Consider the following 19,878-nt stretch of genomic DNA (forward strand, 5'->3'; position numbering starts at 1 on the left):
AGCCGATGGCGGCCACGCGCAACACGGCCGCTCAACTGTTGAGCAGCAGCCACATCCGGCTGCTCAGCTGTTGGGCAGCAGCAGCCACATCCGGCCGCCCTGCTTCATCCGGCCAGCCAGATCGCCCGCGTCATCGCCCAGTCCCCAAAAGTAGTCGGCCCGCACGCCGCCTTTGATTGCGCTGCCCACGTCCTGCGCGAACACCAGCCGGTTCATCGGCTGATTCGACAATGGCCGGGTGGTCTGCAGGAATACCGGCGTGCCGAGCGGGATCGACGTCGGGTCGACTGCGATCGAGCGCTCGGGCGTGAGCGGCACCCCCAATGCACCGACCGGTCCGTCGGCTCCGCCGCTGGGCACGCCTTCGCTGGACGGCACTTCCTTGAAGAACACGAAGCGCGGATTCACATCCAGCAGGGCATCCACGCGCAACCGGTTCGCCCGGGCCCATGCCTTGATTCCCTGCATCGTCGCCTGCGCCGGTGAAAGCTCGCCACGATCGATTAACCAACGGCCAATAGAACGATACGGCTGATTGTTGGTGCCGCTGTAACCGACCCGCATCACCGTGCCGTCGTCAAGCAATACCCGGCCGGAGCCTTGCACTTGCAGGAAAAACGCCTCGATCGGATCATCCACGTAGACAAGCTCGTTGCCGGCCAGCATGCCGGAGCGCATTAGCTGCGCACGCGGCGGCAACGCGGCGCCCGGGCGGGCTGCCCTCGGCCAGCGATACAACGGGTACAGATACGGCGCCCGCCGGTACCGGGACCCGTGCAACATCGGCTCGTAGTAGCCGGTGACAAGACCGTCGAGCGTGCCGTCGCTATTGGCCAGCACAAACGGCGTGAAGTACGTCTCGAAAAACGTGCGTGCGGCGGCCACGTCAAGATCATCCAGTTGCTGCGCCGCAACACAGGCGCGCTGCCAGTTCGCCAGGCTGCTCATGCGCGCACAGTTCTGCCGCAGCGCAGCGGTGGCACCGATCAGGCTATCCTCCTGCCAACCGGGCACCTGCTGCCAACTGACCGGCGTGAGCCGCGCATCGGCCAGCGCCTGCTGGCTCGGCGCAGCACTGGCCGGCGTGTGGCGCTGGGGCCGCACCGCCCCGTCGCCACCGCATGACGCAAGCAGCGCCGCCGTGACGATCGTCGCGACCAGCGCCGCGGCGCGGCCCCAGCGCCACACGCCGGCCGCATGCCGCTCCCTTGCGGCCACCTGCGTTGGCCCGCTGCCACGTGCGCCACCGTTACCATGCGAGCAACCGTTAAAATGCTCGCTCGTCTCCCAAGCCGCCATGTCCGAATTCTTCACCGCTTGCCCGTGGCTACTGCCCACGATTGAAATACTGCTGCCGATTGGATGGGTCGCGTACATCGTATGGTACGTGCGCCGCTCGCCGCGCAAGCGTGATTGACGCCCTGCGGCGCTGCGCCGGCCAGCCGCCGCAGCGATCCGCGCCGGAGCGCTCGCGGCGCCGCGCCGCCGGTGTGCGCGCTCAATGCAGCGTGCGTGGCATGCACAACGCGAATTCCGCTACCGGCACCTCGAAGCGCGTCGCGTCCTCGGCCACGCAAAAGTACTCGCCGCGCATCGTGCCCACCGGCGTCGCAATGACCGCCCAACTCGTATATTCGAATTGCTCGCCCGGCTGTAACAACGGCTGATGCCCGACGACCCCGAGCCCTTTGACCTCTTGCACTTTCGCGTCGCTGTCGGTGATGATCCAATGGCGCGCAATCAACTGCGAGGCGACCTGTCCCGTGTTGCGTATCGTCAACGTGTAGGCGAACGCATATTGCTGGCGCGCTGGGTCGGACTGGTCCGGCAGATAGGCCGCCTGTGCCGAGACGCTCAATTCGTACTGACTCATCCTGGATTCCGTTAAAGGTCGCGCAATACGGGCGCGCGCTTACCCGTGGCGCGGGTAAACAGGCGCCTGCGCATCGCATTTTCGTTGATGCGCCTGCGTGTCGCAACCTGCAATGCGATATGGCGGCTGACCCGATGTGGCCGACCGGACGTAGTTGACCCGACGTAGTCGATCCGACGCAGTTGACCCGGCGTGGCTGGCCTGACCTAACCGACGTGACGTCGCTAGCGTGACGCGATCTGCTGACACGTCGGCGCGGGCATCAGGGCGCCGCGCCTCAGCTGGGGTCGTGCCGGCACGCTAGAATAACGCTTTGCCTGCCATTCAGCGCCCGCCAACGAGTTTCAAGATGACTTTTCGCATCGCCCCAAGCATTCTTTCCGCCGACTTCGCCCGCCTCGGCGAAGAAGTGCGCAATGTGGTCGCCGCCGGCGCCGACTGGATCCACTTCGACGTGATGGACAACCATTACGTGCCCAACTTGACGATTGGCCCCATGGTCTGCGAAGCAATCCGCCCGCACGTGAATGTGCCGATCGACGTGCATTTGATGGTCCGTCCGGTGGACCGCCTCGTGCCGGACTTCGCGAAAGCGGGCGCGAACATAATCAGCTTCCATCCGGAGGCGTCCGACCATATCGATCGCACCCTGTCGCTAATCCGGGACCACGGTTGCAAGGCGGGACTGGTATTCAATCCCGCCACGTCGTTGAACTACCTGGACCATGTGATGGACCGCATCGACCTGGTGTTGATTATGTCGGTGAATCCCGGCTTTGGCGGACAGTCGTTTATTCCCGAGGCACTGAACAAGCTGCGCGAAGTGCGGCGACGCATCGACGCATATACAGCGCAGACGGGTCGCGAAATTCACTTGGAGGTGGACGGCGGCGTGAAGGCCGACAACATCGCACAGATCGCGGCCGCCGGCGCCGACACGTTTGTCGCGGGTTCGGCGATTTTCGGGCAGCCCGACTACCGACAGGTGATTAGCCAGATGCGCGCCGCACTCGGGCGGTGAACGCGCGATGACCGACACGAGCCTGACACCGGTCGCCGACGACGCTCGTCGCGGTGCGCCCACCATTGGACCGATCGAGGCCGCAATCGTCGATTTGGATGGCACGATGGTCGATACCGCCGGTGATTTTACGGCAGCGCTCAACGCGGTGCTCGGCGAGCTAGGCTTGCCGCCGATCAACCAAGCCGAAGTCGTCGCCTACGTCGGCAAGGGCTCCGAGCACCTCGTGCACAGCGTGCTGTCGGCACGCCTGCCGCCAGCCGAGGCCGAGCAACGGTTCGACGTGGCACTGGCTGGATACCAACGAGCATACGCGGGGGCCAATGGCCGCCACGCGCGGCTCTATCTGGATGTGATCCGCGGGCTGGACGCATTCGGGGCTGCGCGGATCAAGCTTGCATGCGTGACCAACAAACCGCTTCGATTTGCGCTCGAGTTGCTCGAGCAGTATGGGCTGCGGCCATATTTCGAGGTGGTACTTGGCGGCGACAGCCTGCCACGGAAAAAGCCGGACCCGTTACCGATGCTGGCCGCGTGCGACGCGCTCGGTGTGCCGCCCGCGCGGGCGGTCGCGATTGGCGACTCAGAAAACGACGCGCGCGCCGCGCGCGCCGCCGGGCTCGCGACATTGACCGTGCCATACGGCTACAACCATGGCCAACCTGTACAATTGATCGACTCGGATGGTATAGTGGGCTCGCTGCTGGAGGCGGCCCGTCGGGTAACGACACCGCACGCCGCGCAGTAGCATCCATCCCAGGGTATTCGCTACCATCGTCATGTTTCTGAACAGAAAACGCAGTCTTGGCAATATCGACCGGGGAGCCTGGCCCTGGCGCCGCTGGCACGCCTGAGCGCGATCCCGCGCCGAAGCCCGCTGCTTGCCGGGTTTCCGATTTCTCCCGTTTTTGTTTTCGTCGTCGCCCCTAGTATCGCGGCTGTGTCCGCGATACGCGCCGTGTAGCGCCGCCGCGTCCCAGTACGTCGGCTTCGGCACCTACGCTGCGGCCGGGCCGCGACATCGGCTCCATGCATGCCGCGCCGTGCACGGCGCGCCAACAGGACTTGCCAACATGACCGAGATCGAATTCCAGTCCCTTGCCAACGAAGGCTACAACCGCATTGCGCTGATTGCCGAGGCGCTCGCCGACCTCGATACGCCGCTGTCGCTGTATCTAAAGCTCGCTCAACCCGAACGAGGAGGCGCAAATTCGTTCCTGCTCGAGTCGGTGGTCGGCGGCGAACGCTTCGGCCGCTATTCATTCATCGGCCTGCCCGCCCGCACCTTGTTGCGCACGCGGCAAGCCGACGGCACCGGCATCACCGAAGTGGTGCGCGACGGCCAGGTCATCGAAACGCACGTAGGCGATCCGCTTGCATTCATCGCGCAGTTCCAGGCGCGCTTCAAAATTGCGCTCCGGCCTGGCATGCCCCGTTTCTGCGGCGGCCTGGCGGGCTACTTCGGCTACGACGCGGTGCGCTTCATCGAGAAGAAGCTCGCGCATTCAACGCCGAAGGACGATCTGGGCCTGCCGGACATCCAACTGCTGTTGACCGAAGAAGTGGCGGTGATCGACAACCTGGCCGGCAAGCTCTACCTGATCGTCTACGCCGATCCGGGTGCCCCGGAAGCGTACACGCGCGCCAAGCAGCGGCTGCGCGAATTGCGCAACCGGTTGCGCAGCCCGGCTCAGCCTCCGGTCACGTCGCCAACGGTGCGCACCGATACCTATCGCGAGTTCGCCAAGGATGACTATCTGGCCGCAGTGCGCAAGGCCAAGGAATACATCGCCGCCGGCGAATTGATGCAGGTGCAAGTGGGACAGCGGATGACGAAACCGTTTCGCGACAATCCCCTATCGCTGTATCGTGCGCTGCGCTCGCTGAACCCGTCGCCGTACATGTATTTCTACAACTTCGATGACTTCCACGTGGTCGGCGCGTCGCCTGAGATCCTGGTGCGGCAAGAAGCGCGTGGCGGCGAGCAGATCGTGACGATCCGGCCGCTGGCCGGCACGCGCACGCGCGGCAATACGCCGGAGCGCGACGCGCAGTTGGCGACGGAGCTGCTGAACGACCCGAAGGAGATCGCCGAGCATGTGATGCTGATCGATCTCGCGCGCAATGACGTCGGCCGCATCGCGCAAACGGGCTCCGTGGTGGTCACCGACAAGATGGTGATCGAAAAATACTCGCACGTGCAGCACATCGTCAGTTCGGTCGAGGGCAAGCTCAAGCCCGGCATGACACCCTTCGATGTGCTGCGCGCCACGTTCCCAGCCGGCACGCTGTCCGGCGCCCCGAAGGTCCGCGCGCTGGAGTTGATCGATGAACTCGAGCCGGTCAAGCGCGGCCTGTACGGCGGCGCGGTCGGCTACCTGTCATTTTCCGGCGAGATGGATCTGGCGATCACGATCCGCACCGGCGTGATCCACGGCGGCAACTTGTACACGCAGGCAGCCGCCGGCATCGTCGCCGATTCGGTGCCTGAAACGGAATGGCAAGAGACTGAGAACAAAGCGCGTGCAGTATTGCGCGCCGCCGAGCACGTGCAGGACGGCCTGGATGCGCAGTTCTGACAGGGCGGCTCTCCCATTGAGCGACGCGTGCCCGCCGCAAAGCAGATTGAGCGCGTTGTCGGCGCCGTACTGTGTCATTTGGGTCGACAGGCCCGCGCACGAAACGCTACAATGAGCCCGACCAACCCGGCCAGCGCGCCGGGCCGCTATTTCAGCCAGCGTAACCGATGTTTCGAACCACGTTGACCCGCACAGCCCAGTGGTGGCGCTTCCACTAGGAAGCGGCACGTCGTCGTGGTTCACCCACCGCACCTTGCCGCCGTATCCGGTGGCAGGTTTGCAACCCTGATAGTGCTACGGTACGGCGGCTCCAAGTTCAAGGAGATTGCCGATGCCGTTGACAGATTCAGCCGTCACCAACACGCCCGAACCGCTCGATGCGGGCTCCGTCGTCCCTGTTGTCGCTCGCACAGCCGCTGGCGTGAGCAACGCCCGCCCGCTGCACGCCTGTGTTCATGTTTTCTCCCGTTTGCGTCGGGCGCCTGCGGCGATCCCACGCCGGGCCGCACCGCGCGGGTCCGCGGGTCAGCGGCCTCAGCGTGTCGAATTTTCGTTCAATATCAGTCCATTGGGTGCCGTATGCTGCTGATGATCGATAACTATGACTCGTTCACTTACAACCTCGTCCAGTACTTCGGCGAGTTGGGCGAGCAGGTGCGGACCTACCGCAATGACGAGATCACCTGCGACGAGATCGCCGCGCTGGACCCGCAGCATATCTGCCTGTCGCCCGGACCGAGTAATCCGCAGCACGCCGGCGTGACGCTCGCGGTCATTCAACGCTTCGCCGGCCGCATCCCGATGCTCGGCATATGCTTGGGACACCAGGCGATCGGCGAGGCGTTCGGCGGCCGCATCGTGCGAGCCAAGACGATCATGCATGGCAAGGTCAGCGAAATCGAGACCGATCGGCGGGGGGTCTTCGCCGATCTGCCACACCGCTTCAAGGTCACGCGGTACCACTCGCTGGCCATCGAGCGCGACACGCTGCCCGACTGCCTGGAGGTCTGCGCATGGACCGACGATGGCGAAATCATGGGCGTGCGCCATAAAACGCTACCGATCGAGGGCGTGCAGTTCCACCCGGAATCGATCCTGTCCGAGCATGGCCATGCGCTGCTTGAAAATTTCATCGCGCAAAGCCGCACTGCGACACTCACCCGATGAACGCGTCCCATACTGGCGTGACGCCCCTGTCACCCTCGCTCACTGGCCTGACCCGCACGGAGGACCCGATGCCCATCACCCCCCAAGAAGCGCTGCAGCGGACCATCGAGCACCGCGAGATCTTCCATGACGAGATGCTGCACTTGATGCGGATGATCATGCGCGGAGAAATGTCGCCGGTCATGGCGGCCGCCATCATCACCGGGCTGCGCGTGAAGAAGGAAACGGTCGGAGAGATCGCCGCGGCGGCAACCGTCATGCGCGAGTTCGCCCACCACGTGCAGGTAGCCGACAACCGGCACTTTGTCGACATCGTGGGCACCGGCGGCGACGGCTCGCACACGTTCAATATCTCCACGGCGACGATGTTCGTGACCGCCGCCGCCGGCGCAAAGGTCGCCAAGCACGGCAATCGCGGCGTGTCGTCCAAGTCCGGCAGCGCCGACGTGCTCGAAGCACTCGGCGTCAATATCAACCTAACACCGGAGCAGGTGGCGCAGTCTATCGAGGCGACCGGCATGGGGTTCATGTTCGCGCCGAACCATCATCCGGCGATGAAGAACGTCGCGCCGATCCGCCGCGAAATGGGGGTACGCACGATCTTCAATATACTGGGACCCTTGACTAATCCAGCTGGGGCGCCGAACCAATTGCAGGGCGTGTTCCACGAGGATCTGGTCGGCATCCAGGTCCGGGTGATGCAACGGCTGGGCGCAAGCCACGTGCTGGTCGTCTACGGGCGCGACGGGATGGACGAGGTATCGCTCGGCGCGGCGACGCGGGTCGGCGAGTTGCGCGATGGCCAGGTGCACGAATACGAGATCCATCCCGAGGACTTTGGCCTGCAAATGGTGTCGAATCGCGCCCTAAAGGTCGCCAATGCAGACGAATCGAAAACGATGCTGCTCAGCGCACTGGACAATACGCCGGGCGTCGCCCGCGAGATCGTCGCGTTCAATGCCGGTACCGCGCTGTACGCGGCCAACGTCGTCACCTCGATCGGCGACGGGATCCGGCAAGCGCGTGAGGCAATCGCCAGTGGGGCTGCCCGTGCGAAGGTCGATGAACTGGTCCGTTTCACGCAGCAGTTGAGTCATTGAGCCAAGCAGAGCACCACCATGACTGATATTCTCGATCGCATCATTGCCATCAAGCGCGATGAGATTCGTGCCGCGCAGACGAGTGCGCCCCTGGCAGCGTTGCAACTGAGCGCCGACGCGCGGCACGGCGACCTGCGTGACTTCGTTGCTGCGTTGCGTGCCAAGCACGCGCTCGAACAGCCGGCGATCATCGCCGAGGTAAAAAAGGCCAGCCCCTCCAAGGGCGTGTTGCGCGAAGCCTTCGTGCCGGCCGACATCGCTCGCTCGTACGCACAGCACGGCGCTGCATGCTTGTCGGTACTCACGGACGTGCAATTTTTCCAGGGCAGCGCGCGCGACCTCCAGCAGGCTCGCGACGCGTGCACGCTGCCTGTGCTACGCAAAGACTTCATCATCGACCCGTACCAGGTGCTGGAGGCGCGTGCGATGGGTGCGGACTGCATCCTGCTGATCGCCGCCGCGCTGGAGCCGGCGCAGATGCGCGAGTTGGAAGCGTACGCGCATTCGCTGGGGCTCGCGGTGCTGGTGGAAGTGCACAACGCGGATGAGCTGGACGTGGCGCTGACGCTGAAGACACCGCTGATTGGCGTCAACAACCGCAACCTGCGCACGTTCGCCGTCACGCTAGACACCACGCTTGGGCTCCTCAGCAGCATTCCCGACGAACGTATCGTGGTCACCGAGTCGGGTATCCTGACGCGCGACGACGTGGACCGGATGCGCGCAGCCGGCGTGCATACCTTCCTGGTCGGCGAGGCGTTCATGCGCGCGGACCGCCCCGGTGCCGCGCTCGCCGATATGTTTTTCTGACCGCAGCATCCATGACGACGATGAGCATCGAACGGGAAATCAAGCTTGCGCTGCCAGCGTCGCGGGTCGAGGCGGCCCGCGCGCTGCTCGCCGAGTTGAGCGGACAGGCCGGCCAACCGGTCACGCTCGCCAACCTCTACTTCGATACGCCTGACGGCAGGCTCGCGCGTGCCGGCGGTGCGTTGCGATTGCGACGCACGCCCGATGGCTGGCTGCAGACCTTCAAGTTTGGCGGCGGCGCGTCGGGTGGCGTGCACAGCCGCCATGAATGGGAAATGGCGGTGGCCGGTGAAGCACTTGAACTCGACGCGCTGCTCGCCGCATGCGGCAACGCGCAAGCGCGCGCGCTCGTGCGCGACGCTGCGGCAACGCTTGTGCCACTGTTTCGCACCGACTTCACGCGCACACTATGGCCGCTTCACTGGACCGGTACACCCATCGAAGCCGCGCTGGACATGGGCGAAGTGCAGGCCGAGGTGGACGGCGCCATGCGGCGCGCGCCGATCTGCGAAATCGAGCTTGAATTGAAGGATGCGCCAAAGGCCAGCGCGCATGCAGCCCTCGACGCGCTCGCCGACGTTATCCAGCAACGCTTGCCGGGCACCACGTTAGAGGACGTCAGCAAGGCCGAACGCGGTTATCGGTTGCGCAGCGGCCAGTAAACCATCCGCTGTGGCCGAGCGCCCCACTCTTTTATCCGCCTTTATCGCGATCATGGCTTCCCGCACTAAAAACTCCACCACCACCGCCCCCGCATTGCGCGGCGCCCGCGAGCAGCAAACCGAGCACTGGCAGGCGTCGGCCGAACACCGGCAGGCGCCGACCGAACACGGGCAGGCATCGGCCGAACACCGGCAGGCGTCGGCCGAGCCCAGGCAATCGTCGTTGCTCGGCAACGCGTCGGCTGACGCTTGGCAACCGTCATTGTTCGACAATCCGCTGTCACCGCCGCGTGAGGGCGCGGCGTCACCATCGTCCCGGTCGGCCCCCCCCTCTTGCACGGCGCTCACCCTCGAGCAACAATTCGACAGCTTGCCACCGGCGTGGCGCACGCACCTGGCACCGTTCATTGGCAGTCCGGCATACACGCGCCTGTGCGAGTTCATCGATCACGAGCGCAGCAGCGGCAAGACGGTTTATCCGACGGACGTATTCCGCGCATTGCATCTGACGTCGCCAGACGACGTCAAGGTGGTCATCCTAGGTCAGGACCCCTATCACGGCGAGGACAACGGCGTGCCGCAGGCGCACGGACTGGCGTTTTCCGTGCCCCCCGGCGTCCGGCCTCCGCCGTCGTTACGCAATATTTTCAAGGAAATTGCCGCGACCTTCGACCATGCGGTGCCACGCCATGGCTGCTTGGATGACTGGGCCCGGCAAGGGGTGCTGCTGCTCAATACAGTATTGACCGTCGAGCGCAACCGGGCAGCCAGCCATGCAAAGCGTGGCTGGGAACAATGCACGGACACGCTGATCGAGCACCTTGCTACGCAGCACGAAGGCCTCGTGTTCATGCTGTGGGGCTCGCATGCGCAAGCCAAACGACAGTTACTACACGGCCGCGGCCACCGGATCCTCGAAGCGCCGCATCCGTCACCCCTGTCGGCGCACCGTGGCTTCCTCGGTTGCCGCCACTTCGCGCTCGCCAATGAGCATCTGCGCCAGGTTGGTCGCGAGCCGATCGATTGGCGCGTGCCGTAAGCCGATTGGGGGCCTGCCGGCAACTGCGCATCACACGGCGGCAATCGCCTCGCGCGCCGCCGCTAGGCCGCTTTGCTTGGATTGCTCACCGAGGTTCAGCCCTTCGGCGAAGATGAACGTAACGTCGGTCAGGCCGATAAAGGCGAGGAACATTTTCAGATAAGGCGTTTGCAAATCCGCCGGTGTGCCGAGATACTTGCCACCGCGCGCGGTCACGACATAGACCTTTTTGCCTGTGATCAGTCCTTGTGGGCCCTGCGCCGTATAGCGGAAGGTCACACCGGCACGCGCGACGTGGTCGAAATACGCCTTTAACTGGCTGGAGATACCAAAGTTGTACATCGGCGCGCCGATGACAATGATGTCGGCAGCCTTCAGCTCCGCCACCAACGCGTCGCTGCGGGCAATAATCGCCTGCTGCAGTGCATTGCGCTGTTCTGCCGGCGTGAAGAAGGCGCCGAGTACCGCCTCGTCCAGGTGCGGCAAGCTATCGGTCAACAGATCCCGCACGACGAGCGTGGCATTCGGATGCGACTGTTGCAGCTTCGCCGTCAATTCATTGGCCAACAGCGTGGATTGCGCGTCCTTGCGCGCAGCGGAATTGATTTGCAGAATCGTAGTCATCTTGGGGCTCCGTCAAGTTCAGTTCGAGCGTCATGCCCGGTTCAGGAGCCATCCTAGTTTTTTGGCGCAGTGCGAAAAAGGGCGTTGCACGACACAGATTGTTGCACTGGCGGAACAATCACCGGCCGGCATGCAACCACGCGTCGCGCGCACGCTTGGCCGACGCGGGACTGGGCCGCGCCGTAAGCGTGTAGTGCGCGACCTCCGGTGCATCCAGCTTGAGTCGTACGGTACGCAGCTCATCCCGACGAAACGCGTGCACCTGCACCACGTCGCCGGGCCGATAGCGGGCCAGCAGCGCATCGGGTCCGCTGCCGGGCACCCGCAACCCATCGATCGCCACTAACACGTCACCCGCGGACAAGCCGGCCTTTTGCGCCGCGCCACCGTCGCAGACGCTTGCGAGCGTGCAGTCACTGCCGGTACGCAAGCGCGCCCCCAACGATGGTTTGCCGTTCGTGTCGGCAGCAGCCAGTTCAACACCGAACGGCGCAAGCAGTGCATCCAGCGGCAAGTCGCGCGTGCCGTTCACCGCATCACGAAAGAGTCGGCTCAAGTCCGCGTCGCTCGCCTCGGCAAACAACGCCGGAATATCGGCCGCCTCAACGCCGGTTGGCCGCCCCGTATAGAAGTCGCGTCCGTAGCGTTGCCACAGCAGACGCATCACGTCATCGAGCGACTTGCGATGGCGCGTTTGTGCCCGAATCGACAAGTCGAACGCCAGCGCGATCAGCGACCCTTTCGTGTAGTAGCTGACGATCGCATTGCCCGCATTCTCATCCTGACGGTAGTACTTGATCCATGCGTCGAACGAGCTTTCGGCCACGGTTTGGCGCAATCTCCCAGCGCCGCGCCGCACGGAGCCGATTGTCTTGCCCAACTGCGCAAGGTATTCATCCTGTGAAATCAGCCCTGCTCGGACCAGCATGAGGCTTTCGTAGTACGACGTGAACCCCTCGAACAGCCAAAGCAGCGGCGTATAGTTCTCCTGTGTCAGATCGTACGGTGCAAACGCCGCCGGCTTGATCCGCTTCACGTTCCAGGTATGAAAGTACTCGTGACTGCACAGGCCAAGATACGAACGATAGCCATCCGTGGTCTGCGGCTTGCCCTTTGCCGGCAGATCAGCGCGCTTGCAGATTAGCGCGGTCGACGCGCGATGCTCGAGCCCACCGTATCCGTCGCCCACCGCCAGCGTCATGAACACGTACCGATCCATCGGCGCACGCTTCGTGCGTGGTTCAAACAGCGCAATCTGCGCTTCGCATATCCGCTTCAAGTCCGCGCACAGCCGCGGCATGTCCAGCGCCGGTACCCTGCCTGCGATCACGACATCGTGCGGCACACTGTGCGCATCGAAGCGGGCCAACTCAAACTCGCCGATCGTGACCGGATGGTCGATCAGTTCATCATAGTCCTGAGCAACGTACAGGCCGAATGCGTAACGACGCGTGCCGCGCGCCTCGCGCAACGCGGTCGCCACCCGCCAGCCGCGATAAGCGTTGCCTTCAGGACGCCGAATCTCTACCTCACACGGCCCCTGCTCGCGTCCGGCCACGGCCAGAAATACGCTGGTACCATTGAAAAAACCGACCGACTCGTCTAGATGCGCGGCGCGCACCGACAGGTCCCACGCGTAGACCTCGTAGGTCAGCGTCAACGGGCCATCCACGGCGGCCGTGCGCCACGTGTTCTTATTTAGCTTAGCGACGGCGACCTTGCGGCCGGCCTGGTTCATGGCCCTCAGCGTCACAATATTGCGCGCAAATTCGCGAACCAGATAACTGCCCGGTATCCAAACCGGCAGCATAAACTGCTGGCCTTCCGGATCCGGATCCGTCACCGTCAACGTGACCTCGAACACGTGAGCGGCCGGATGCTTCGGGATGATGGAATAACGAATCGGCTTCATCGGGATACGCAGGTAGGCGCCGGCCTGCTGGCCGGACAAATCGGGGTCACGGACCGCCAATCGGCAAACCGTCAATGCTGCGCGGACAGGGCCTTATCGAGCTGTTCGGCCGGCACTGCGCCGGGGAGCCGGCGTCCGTCGGCCAAGATGATCGTCGGCGTGCCACTTACGTTCAACTGCTGGCCCAGCGCCAGGTTTTTCTGCAGCGCGCTGGTGTCGCAATTGCCGGCCGCGCTCGGCGACTGATGATCAAGCATCCACGCTTGCCACGCCTTCGCGCGGTCCGCCGAACACCAGATCGCCTTGGCCTTCACGTCTGAGTCAGGCGAAAGCATCGGATACAGAAAGGTGTAGACGGTGATATTGTCGAATCCCTTCAGCGTCGTCTCCAGCCGTTTGCAGTATCCGCAATTCGGATCAGAGAACACCGCGAGCTTGCGCGCGCCATTACCCTTGACGACCTTGACGGCGTTGGCCAGGGGCAGGCTCGCGAAATCGACCTTGTTCAACTCGTCGTTGCGCGCTTGCGTCAGGTTCTTCCGCGTGCGAGTCTCCACCAGGTCACCCAGCACCAGGTAATCGGCATTAGCGTCGCTATAGACGATTTCCTTGCCGAGATTAATCTCGTACAGTCCAGCGATCGGCGACTTGGCCACACCCTTCACGCCCGCGTCGGAACCGAGCCGGCTCTGCACCGCGGCCTTCACCCTGTCCAGGCTCGTATCGGCGAATGCGGAATAGCTTGCCAACGCGGCGGCCAGCAGCGCGCCGGCCACCGAGGTCAGCGCGATCGTGCGAATTTGAAATGTCATCGTGGTTCCTTGCTTAATTGAGCAAACATGCGTCAGCCGAGCGCGGCCGACACCAGCCAGCGCTTGATGAAAGGCTGCGCGCCGACTATCGTCATCCCGACGTTGCGGATGCCGCGGGCCAGCCCGCCCGGCAGCGCAAACAACCGCTGCAGCCCATCGGTTGCGATGGTCAGCTTTTGAATGTCCTCGCGACGCGAACGCTCGTAACGTCTAAGCAGTGTCAGATCCCCGAGATCACGAAACGGTTCCTTCCGATTCACCACGTCCAGCAGCGCGGCAACATCGCGCAGTCCGAGGTTAACGCCTTGTCCCGCGAGCGGGTGGATCAGATGAGCCGCATCGCCGACGAGCGCCACGCGCGGCGCAATCAGCTGATCCACCGTCTGCAGCGCAAGCGGGAATCCTTGCGCGGAGGTCACGCCTTCGAGCGTGCCGACCTGACGCGCACTGGCACCGCCCGTGGCGGCCTCGATCCGTTCGGCTAGCGCCGGCAGGTCTAGTTGCAGCAACGCATCCGCGTGCTCGGTGCGGGCAGACCAGACCAGCGACACGTGCGAATCCGGCAACGGCAGCAACGCGAGGATCTCACCGTCGATGAACCACTGGAATGCGGTTTCGTGATGCGGCTTGCTGCACCGGAAGTTCGCCACGACGCCCGTTTGCCGATAGTCGCGCCGTTTCACCTTCGCGCCGATCTGCTCCCGCACCCACGAGTGCGCACCATCCGCGCCGACGACCAAATCGGCGGACAACACCCGCGCATCATCCAACGTCACGCTGACGGCTTCCGGTTGAGGGTGCAGCGCCCGTGCCCGCGATTCGCACCAGGTCAGTAGCGGCTGAAACCGCAATGCGGCGTCGAGCGCGCGTTCGATCAAGCTTGATTCGCCGATCCACGCCAACTGCGGAACCGCCGCTTGAAATGCAGAAAAATGCAGTTGTGCGTGTGCATCGCCGAACACACGCATGTCGTACACCGGGCACAACCGCGCTGAGTCAAGAGCTTGCCAGACTCGCAGCCGCTCCAGCAACGCCTGTGAACTGGACGATAGCGCATAGATACGCGTGTCGAACCGATGTTCGCTTGGCGCAGGCGCGCGCTGCGCGAGCAACGCGACGCGCAGGCCGGCCTGGGTCAGCGCGAGCGCGGCGGCCTTGCCGACCAGCCCGCCGCCGATCACGATGACTTGATGGTTCGAATGTGCGGAATTCATCGGCACATTATAGCGGCCGGGGCCGGCGAAATCCGGGCTGAAATACTGCGCGCAAGGGCCGCATTTCCGGTCAGCGCACAGGTACGCGATTGCACCAACGACATCAGAGACGCGGGACGCTTCGTCCAGCACACAAGTACACGGCACGTAACGATTAACCGATTAATACAAGCCACCGCTTGCGATGCAATTTTGGAATGAACAATCCCATCGCCGCATGAAGCCCTTGCCCGTCTGATAATACACCAATTATGGCGGATTATTAAAATACAGTTAAATCAGAAATTGTGCAGCTTCGTTTATATCCTTCCGGAATCGCGCAATTGGCGTCTCACCCGGAGCAAAATCGTTAAGGTGCAAACTCCAATTAATCATGCTGGTTGACGATATGCAAGTAAATAATGCCCTCGCGGATCGGCACATGACGCAACTCGCCGCATCAGATTCGGTAAGCGACAACCCATTCAGCGCAGAAGACCACAATCCATTTAGAGGTGCTGCCCTGCGGGCGCAGCAGCCAACCTCACCATGCAAACCCGTTACGCTTGAGCAGTTTTACCAGTTGTCGCTTGGGGAGAACTCCCAGGCACGTGATACGGCATCCTTTCAGCCAGTCAGTATCAAGAGAGTGCCCAGCTTCTCAAATTTAGACGAAGCCAAAGAAAAGGGCGACAAGTTTCTGCAAGCATTGAAGAATCCGCATGCCAATCCACTCGGCAAAAATAAGCTGAGTGCGCAGCCTCAGAATCGTAAGCAAAACGACGCGCAACTTTGGACACCGGAGCGCCGCGCTGCAGAGTGCAATACCGATGCATCGCGCTACGCGGCGCAAGTGCGAGCCTCCATATCAGCAACTCGCCCGGTGGCCCAGCCTACCCATAGTGCGGCGTCGCAGACGAGCCAACCGGCGAAGCAAAGTCCTGAATCAACACCGCCCCAAGTCCATCGCTCTTCGATAAAAGAGATATGGGACGCTGAACTCGATAAGAGCATACTGCAAGCCAAAGCATGGTTGGAAAATCAATTCAAGGATGTGGATCCCGCAGCGAGTGAAGCGCGCGGCCAAAAGCAGCCGCAGGTAAAACAGGGGATAACCCAGGCACCCGACACGCAAACGGAATTAATAAACGATCACGGCCTCCCCTCGTCTATTAAGCCATTTTCACATAATACCACTGGCTCGTCAGAGGCTATTGAGCATCAAAATCAATTCGCATCGAAGCCAAACATCCTTAAACGAGTCAAAAGTTTTTTCAAGAAAAAAAATAAACCCGAGTCCGCGAATGCAGATATTGAAACCGGCATACGCCGTCCGACGCGGCAAAATACGGAGAATAGCGACAGTACGGATAAAACCCGGCGTTCGTTTATCAGCATCGCCGCCAGCATGAGAAGCTTTGGCTCACGTGTCAGTCGACGATTCCGCAAGACGCGTCATCCAGTCGGCGCGTGATGCCCCGGACGGCGATGAGAGGCTCAGCCCGGACAGCACTATGCGTCGCACATCTCGTCGCCGTCGCGCTCGGCGCGCGCAAGCGCGCTAGTCACGTCATGTGAACTCACGTTCCCCACCCAGCGCAGCCGCGCAACAGGGAAGGCGGCGGCGTGCGAAAGCGTTACAATCTCCGTTTTACGGCCACAAGTAGGGACACAGGATCGCGTCCCTACACTGTGCTGGTTTGTCTCGTCCTCGACTCGCAGCTGCCCGGCGTGGAACCGGTCGCGACAAAGCATACGCACTGACGCGCCCCATACGCAGATTCATAAAGGTTTTCCATGAGCCTCAAATGCGGCATCGTCGGCTTGCCCAATGTCGGCAAGTCCACGCTCTTCAACGCGCTGACTAAGGCGGGCATCGCCGCCGAAAATTATCCGTTTTGCACGATCGAGCCGAATGTCGGCGTGGTCGAAGTGCCGGATCCGCGGCTCGACGCTTTGGCCCAGATCGTCAAGCCCGAACGCGTGCTTGCGGCAGTCGTCGAGTTCGTCGATATCGCCGGGCTCGTCGCTGGGGCGAGCAAGGGCGAAGGCCTGGGTAACCAGTTCCTCGCCAACATCCGCGAAACGGACGCGATCACGCACGTGGTTCGCTGCTTCGACGACGACAACGTGATTCACGTCGCCGGCAAGGTGGACCCGCTCGCGGACATCGAAGTGATCCATACTGAGTTGGCGCTGGCCGATCTAGCGACCGTCGAGAAGGCGCTTGCACGCTATTCGAAGGCGGCAAAATCGGGCAATGACAAGGAGGCAGTCAAGCTAGCCGCCGTGCTGGACAAGGTGCGCACACAGCTGGACCAGGCACGCCCGGTCCGTACGATGGAGCTGTCCGACGACGAGCGCGCGTTGATCAAGCCGTTCTGCCTGATTACGGCGAAGCCGACGATGTACGTGGCCAACGTGCGAGAGGACGGCTTCGAGAACAATCCGTACCTCGATGCGGTGCATAGCTACGCCGCGCAAGAAGGCTCGCCGGTCGTCGCCGTGTGCGCCGCCATCGAAGCGGAAATCGCCGAGTTGCCGGACGATGAAAAAGGCATTTTCCTGTCCGACATGGGCATGGACGAACCTGGGCTAAATCGCGTGATTCGGGCAGGCTTCAGATTACTGGGGCTGCAGACGTACTTCACCGCTGGCGTCAAGGAAGTCCGCGCGTGGACCATCCACGTCGGCGATACAGCGCCGCAAGCGGCCGGTGTCATCCATACGGATTTCGAGCGCGGGTTCATCCGCGCTCAGACGATCTCGTACGATGACTACATCGCCTGCAAAGGTGAGCAAGGCGCGAAGGAGGCGGGCAAGCTGCGCGCCGAAGGCAAGGAATACGTGGTCCAGGATGGGGATGTAATGAACTTCTTATTCAACGTCTAACTGTTCAACGTCTAACGCGCTGTTGCCGGCGCGCGCTCCAGTAGCGCTGCTTTCACAATACCATGCCGCTGGCCAGGTGCTGGCCACGCGCCGCCGACATCATCGAACGCCCGGCCATGCCAGCCTCGCCCATGGCGGGCACACGCGAGCGAAACGGTCCCCTCGCCAATGGCGAGATGTCCGCGGCTCGCTTCGTGACTCACGCATCGCCACCTGCGCTGTGCCACTGCAGTGCCCGACATGGTGCCGCGGCAAACTGTGCGAGTCAGCCGCCGCCATGTCCGTGCATTGCGCGCCGCCGCTACTCAGGCAACGGCAGCGGCACATCGGCCGCCGGCGCACCGGCGGCCGAGGCCTGCCGGCGCCCCACAGCCGCATCGGTGGCGCTCCATCCCCGCGTCAACGCCAGCGCCTGGCGCTCGAACAACCGTCGGTAGAAGCCACCCTCCACGCGAATCAACGCATCGTGGCTGCCTTCCTCGACAATCCGCCCCTTATCCATCACGAGCAGCCGGTCCAATGCTCGGACCGTCGATAGCCTGTGCGCAACGACCAGCGTCGTGCGCCCCATCATCAGTCGCTCCATCGCCCGCTGGATCAGCACCTCGCTCTCGCTGTCCAGGCTGGAGGTCGCCTCGTCCAGGATAAGGATCGGCGCATCGGCGAGGAAGGCGCGCGCGATCGCCACCCGCTGGCGCTCGCCGCCGGACAGCTTGACACCCCGCTCGCCGACCAACGTCTCGTAGCCGTCGGGCAGCGCGGTGATGAAGTCGTGGGCGCTGGCCAGCTTCGCCGCCCGCTCGATTTCCGCACGGCTTGCGCCGGGCTTCGCATACGCGATGTTGTCGGCCAGCGAGCGATGGAACAGCAGGGGCTCCTGCTGCACGATCGCGATCTGGCTGCGCAGCGACGCCTGCTGGACGGCAGCGATGTTCTGCCCGTCGATCGTGATCTGCCCACCGCTTACATCGTGCAGCCGCTGGATCAGCTTAATGAACGTCGTCTTGCCCGAGCCTGAATGGCCGACCAGGCCGACACGCTCGCCGGGGGCGATGCGCACAGAGAAATCCTCATACAGCGGTGTCGTGTGCGCGCCGTATCGGAACGTCACATGCTCAAAGCAAATCTCGCCCCGGCGGATCACGATACGCCTCGCGCCCGGTTTGTCGTCGATACCCAAGGGCTGCGCCTGCAACGACACCAGTTCCTCCATGTCGTTGACTGAGCGCTGCAGGTTGCGGATGTGCATGCCCACGTCGCGCAGATACCCCTGCAACATGAAGAACAGGGTCAGCGCAAAGGTGATGTCGCCCACGCTGGCCAAGTCGCGAATCCACAGCAGCAGGGCCACCCCGAGAATCGCAGCCTGCATCGCGACCAGCATGCCGCCCTGCACGCCACCGTTGAGCGTACCGCGGATCCAAGTACGGCGCGTGCGTTGTCGCCACTTGCCAATCACACGGGCAAGACGCGCGTCCTCGCGCTGCTCGGCGCCGAACGCCTTCACCACGGCATTGCAACTGACCGCGTCGGCCAACGCACCGCCCATCCGTGTGTCCCACGCATTTCCCAGCCGCGCGGCCGGCGCCACGTAGCCAAGCGACAGCACCACGGTGACCGCGACATACACGATTGATCCGATGCCGACCACGATGCCCATCACCGGCCACTGCACGCCGAGCAGCACGGTGGCGCCGACGAGCATGACGAGCGACGGCAACAGCGCGATCAGCAACGTGTCGTTGAGCAGGTCCAGCGCCCACATGCCGCGCGTGATTTTGCGCACCGTCGAGCCGGCAAAGCTGTTTGCATGCCAGTCGGCGGAGAAACGCTGCACGCGATAGAACGCGCTGGACGCAATTTCGCTCATCATCTTTAGCGTGAGCACGATGATGTTCAGGAAACCAAACTGGCGCATCAACATGCCACCTAACCCCAGCATCGCAAGGGTCCAGAAGGCCGAAACTGCCGCACTCCATGCGGCCTGCTTGCCCGCGGCGCCGCTCGCGCTGGTGGCGAGCGCGTCGATCAGGCGTCCCGCATAAAGCGGCGTCAGCACATCGGCGAGCGCCGACAGCAACGCCAGTGATGCGATCGCCGCGATCCGCCAGGGCTGCTTGCCCCAATGCGAAAAGGTGAAACCGAGAACAGCCTTGAAGGCTTGTCCGCCAAAGTCGATTTTTTTTCGAACCAT

Annotated in this window: 17 protein-coding genes; 10 read left to right on the plus strand and 7 right to left on the minus strand. The window is 63.1% G+C overall.

Annotated elements, in window-relative coordinates; genetic code table 11:
* Positions 1-63: 63 nt before the first annotated feature.
* The gene (gene mltA, locus IHE30_RS07955; protein ID WP_337689828.1) at positions 64-1,299 is read right to left on the minus strand and encodes a murein transglycosylase A; all 1,236 of its coding nucleotides are present in this window, start codon (positions 1,297-1,299) and stop codon (positions 64-66) included.
* Between the two features lie 199 nt (positions 1,300-1,498).
* A complete protein-coding gene (gene apaG, locus IHE30_RS07960; protein WP_337689829.1) occupies positions 1,499-1,873 on the minus strand; it encodes a Co2+/Mg2+ efflux protein ApaG in 375 nt (124 codons plus the stop codon).
* A gap of 349 nt (positions 1,874-2,222) precedes the next feature.
* Between apaG and rpe the strand changes: the two genes are divergently transcribed.
* The 8 genes from rpe (at position 2,223) to IHE30_RS08000 (ending at position 10,251) form a co-directional block, all read left to right on the plus strand.
* On the plus strand, positions 2,223-2,894 hold the full coding sequence (gene rpe / locus IHE30_RS07965) for a ribulose-phosphate 3-epimerase (RefSeq protein WP_337689830.1): 672 nt from the start codon (positions 2,223-2,225) through the stop codon (positions 2,892-2,894).
* Between the two features lie 7 nt (positions 2,895-2,901).
* Positions 2,902-3,642: a phosphoglycolate phosphatase gene (gene gph, locus IHE30_RS07970; protein ID WP_337689831.1), complete on the plus strand. Its 741-nt coding sequence runs from the start codon at positions 2,902-2,904 to the stop codon at positions 3,640-3,642.
* Between the two features lie 325 nt (positions 3,643-3,967).
* Positions 3,968-5,473: an anthranilate synthase component I gene (gene trpE / locus IHE30_RS07975; RefSeq protein WP_337689832.1), complete on the plus strand. Its 1,506-nt coding sequence runs from the start codon at positions 3,968-3,970 to the stop codon at positions 5,471-5,473.
* Between the two features lie 579 nt (positions 5,474-6,052).
* The gene (locus IHE30_RS07980) at positions 6,053-6,640 is read left to right on the plus strand and encodes an anthranilate synthase component II (RefSeq protein ID WP_337689833.1); all 588 of its coding nucleotides are present in this window, start codon (positions 6,053-6,055) and stop codon (positions 6,638-6,640) included.
* A 68-nt stretch (positions 6,641-6,708) separates the two neighbouring features.
* Entirely contained in the window at positions 6,709-7,740 is a 1,032-nt protein-coding gene (trpD, locus tag IHE30_RS07985) for an anthranilate phosphoribosyltransferase (protein WP_337689834.1), read from the plus strand.
* Between the two features lie 18 nt (positions 7,741-7,758).
* Entirely contained in the window at positions 7,759-8,550 is a 792-nt protein-coding gene (gene trpC / locus IHE30_RS07990; RefSeq protein ID WP_337689835.1) for an indole-3-glycerol phosphate synthase TrpC, read from the plus strand.
* Positions 8,551-8,570: 20 nt separating this feature from the next.
* Positions 8,571-9,212 carry a CYTH domain-containing protein gene (locus tag IHE30_RS07995; protein ID WP_337690016.1) on the plus strand — a complete coding sequence of 214 codons (642 nt, stop codon included), beginning with the start codon at positions 8,571-8,573 and terminating at the stop codon, positions 9,210-9,212.
* Positions 9,213-9,435: 223 nt separating this feature from the next.
* A complete protein-coding gene (locus tag IHE30_RS08000; RefSeq protein WP_443193632.1) occupies positions 9,436-10,251 on the plus strand; it encodes a uracil-DNA glycosylase in 816 nt (271 codons plus the stop codon).
* A 30-nt stretch (positions 10,252-10,281) separates the two neighbouring features.
* Here the strand turns inward: IHE30_RS08000 and IHE30_RS08005 are convergent, their stop codons facing one another.
* From IHE30_RS08005 to IHE30_RS08020, 4 genes are all read right to left on the minus strand, one after another.
* Complete coding sequence (locus tag IHE30_RS08005; protein WP_337689836.1) at positions 10,282-10,875, minus strand: FMN-dependent NADH-azoreductase; 594 nt, start codon at positions 10,873-10,875, stop codon at positions 10,282-10,284.
* A 118-nt stretch (positions 10,876-10,993) separates the two neighbouring features.
* Positions 10,994-12,787, minus strand: a complete 1,794-nt coding sequence (locus tag IHE30_RS08010; protein ID WP_337690018.1) for a M61 family metallopeptidase — start codon at positions 12,785-12,787, stop codon at positions 10,994-10,996.
* Positions 12,788-12,858: 71 nt separating this feature from the next.
* Positions 12,859-13,599 carry a DsbC family protein gene (locus IHE30_RS08015; RefSeq protein WP_337689837.1) on the minus strand — a complete coding sequence of 247 codons (741 nt, stop codon included), beginning with the start codon at positions 13,597-13,599 and terminating at the stop codon, positions 12,859-12,861.
* 32 nt (positions 13,600-13,631) lie between these two features.
* The gene (locus tag IHE30_RS08020) at positions 13,632-14,813 is read right to left on the minus strand and encodes a UbiH/UbiF family hydroxylase (protein WP_337689838.1); all 1,182 of its coding nucleotides are present in this window, start codon (positions 14,811-14,813) and stop codon (positions 13,632-13,634) included.
* Between the two features lie 373 nt (positions 14,814-15,186).
* Between IHE30_RS08020 and IHE30_RS08025 the strand changes: the two genes are divergently transcribed.
* Positions 15,187-16,266 (plus strand): hypothetical protein, encoded by a 1,080-nt coding sequence (locus IHE30_RS08025; RefSeq protein ID WP_337689839.1) that lies wholly within the window; start codon positions 15,187-15,189, stop codon positions 16,264-16,266.
* Positions 16,267-16,589: 323 nt separating this feature from the next.
* The gene (gene ychF / locus IHE30_RS08030) at positions 16,590-17,684 is read left to right on the plus strand and encodes a redox-regulated ATPase YchF (RefSeq protein WP_337689840.1); all 1,095 of its coding nucleotides are present in this window, start codon (positions 16,590-16,592) and stop codon (positions 17,682-17,684) included.
* Between the two features lie 301 nt (positions 17,685-17,985).
* Here the strand turns inward: ychF and IHE30_RS08035 are convergent, their stop codons facing one another.
* Positions 17,986-19,878: an ABC transporter ATP-binding protein gene (locus tag IHE30_RS08035; protein ID WP_337689841.1), complete on the minus strand. Its 1,893-nt coding sequence runs from the start codon at positions 19,876-19,878 to the stop codon at positions 17,986-17,988.

The organism is Mycetohabitans sp. B46, assembly GCF_037389205.1.
In the GTDB taxonomy this organism is placed as follows: Bacteria; Pseudomonadota; Gammaproteobacteria; order Burkholderiales; family Burkholderiaceae; genus Mycetohabitans.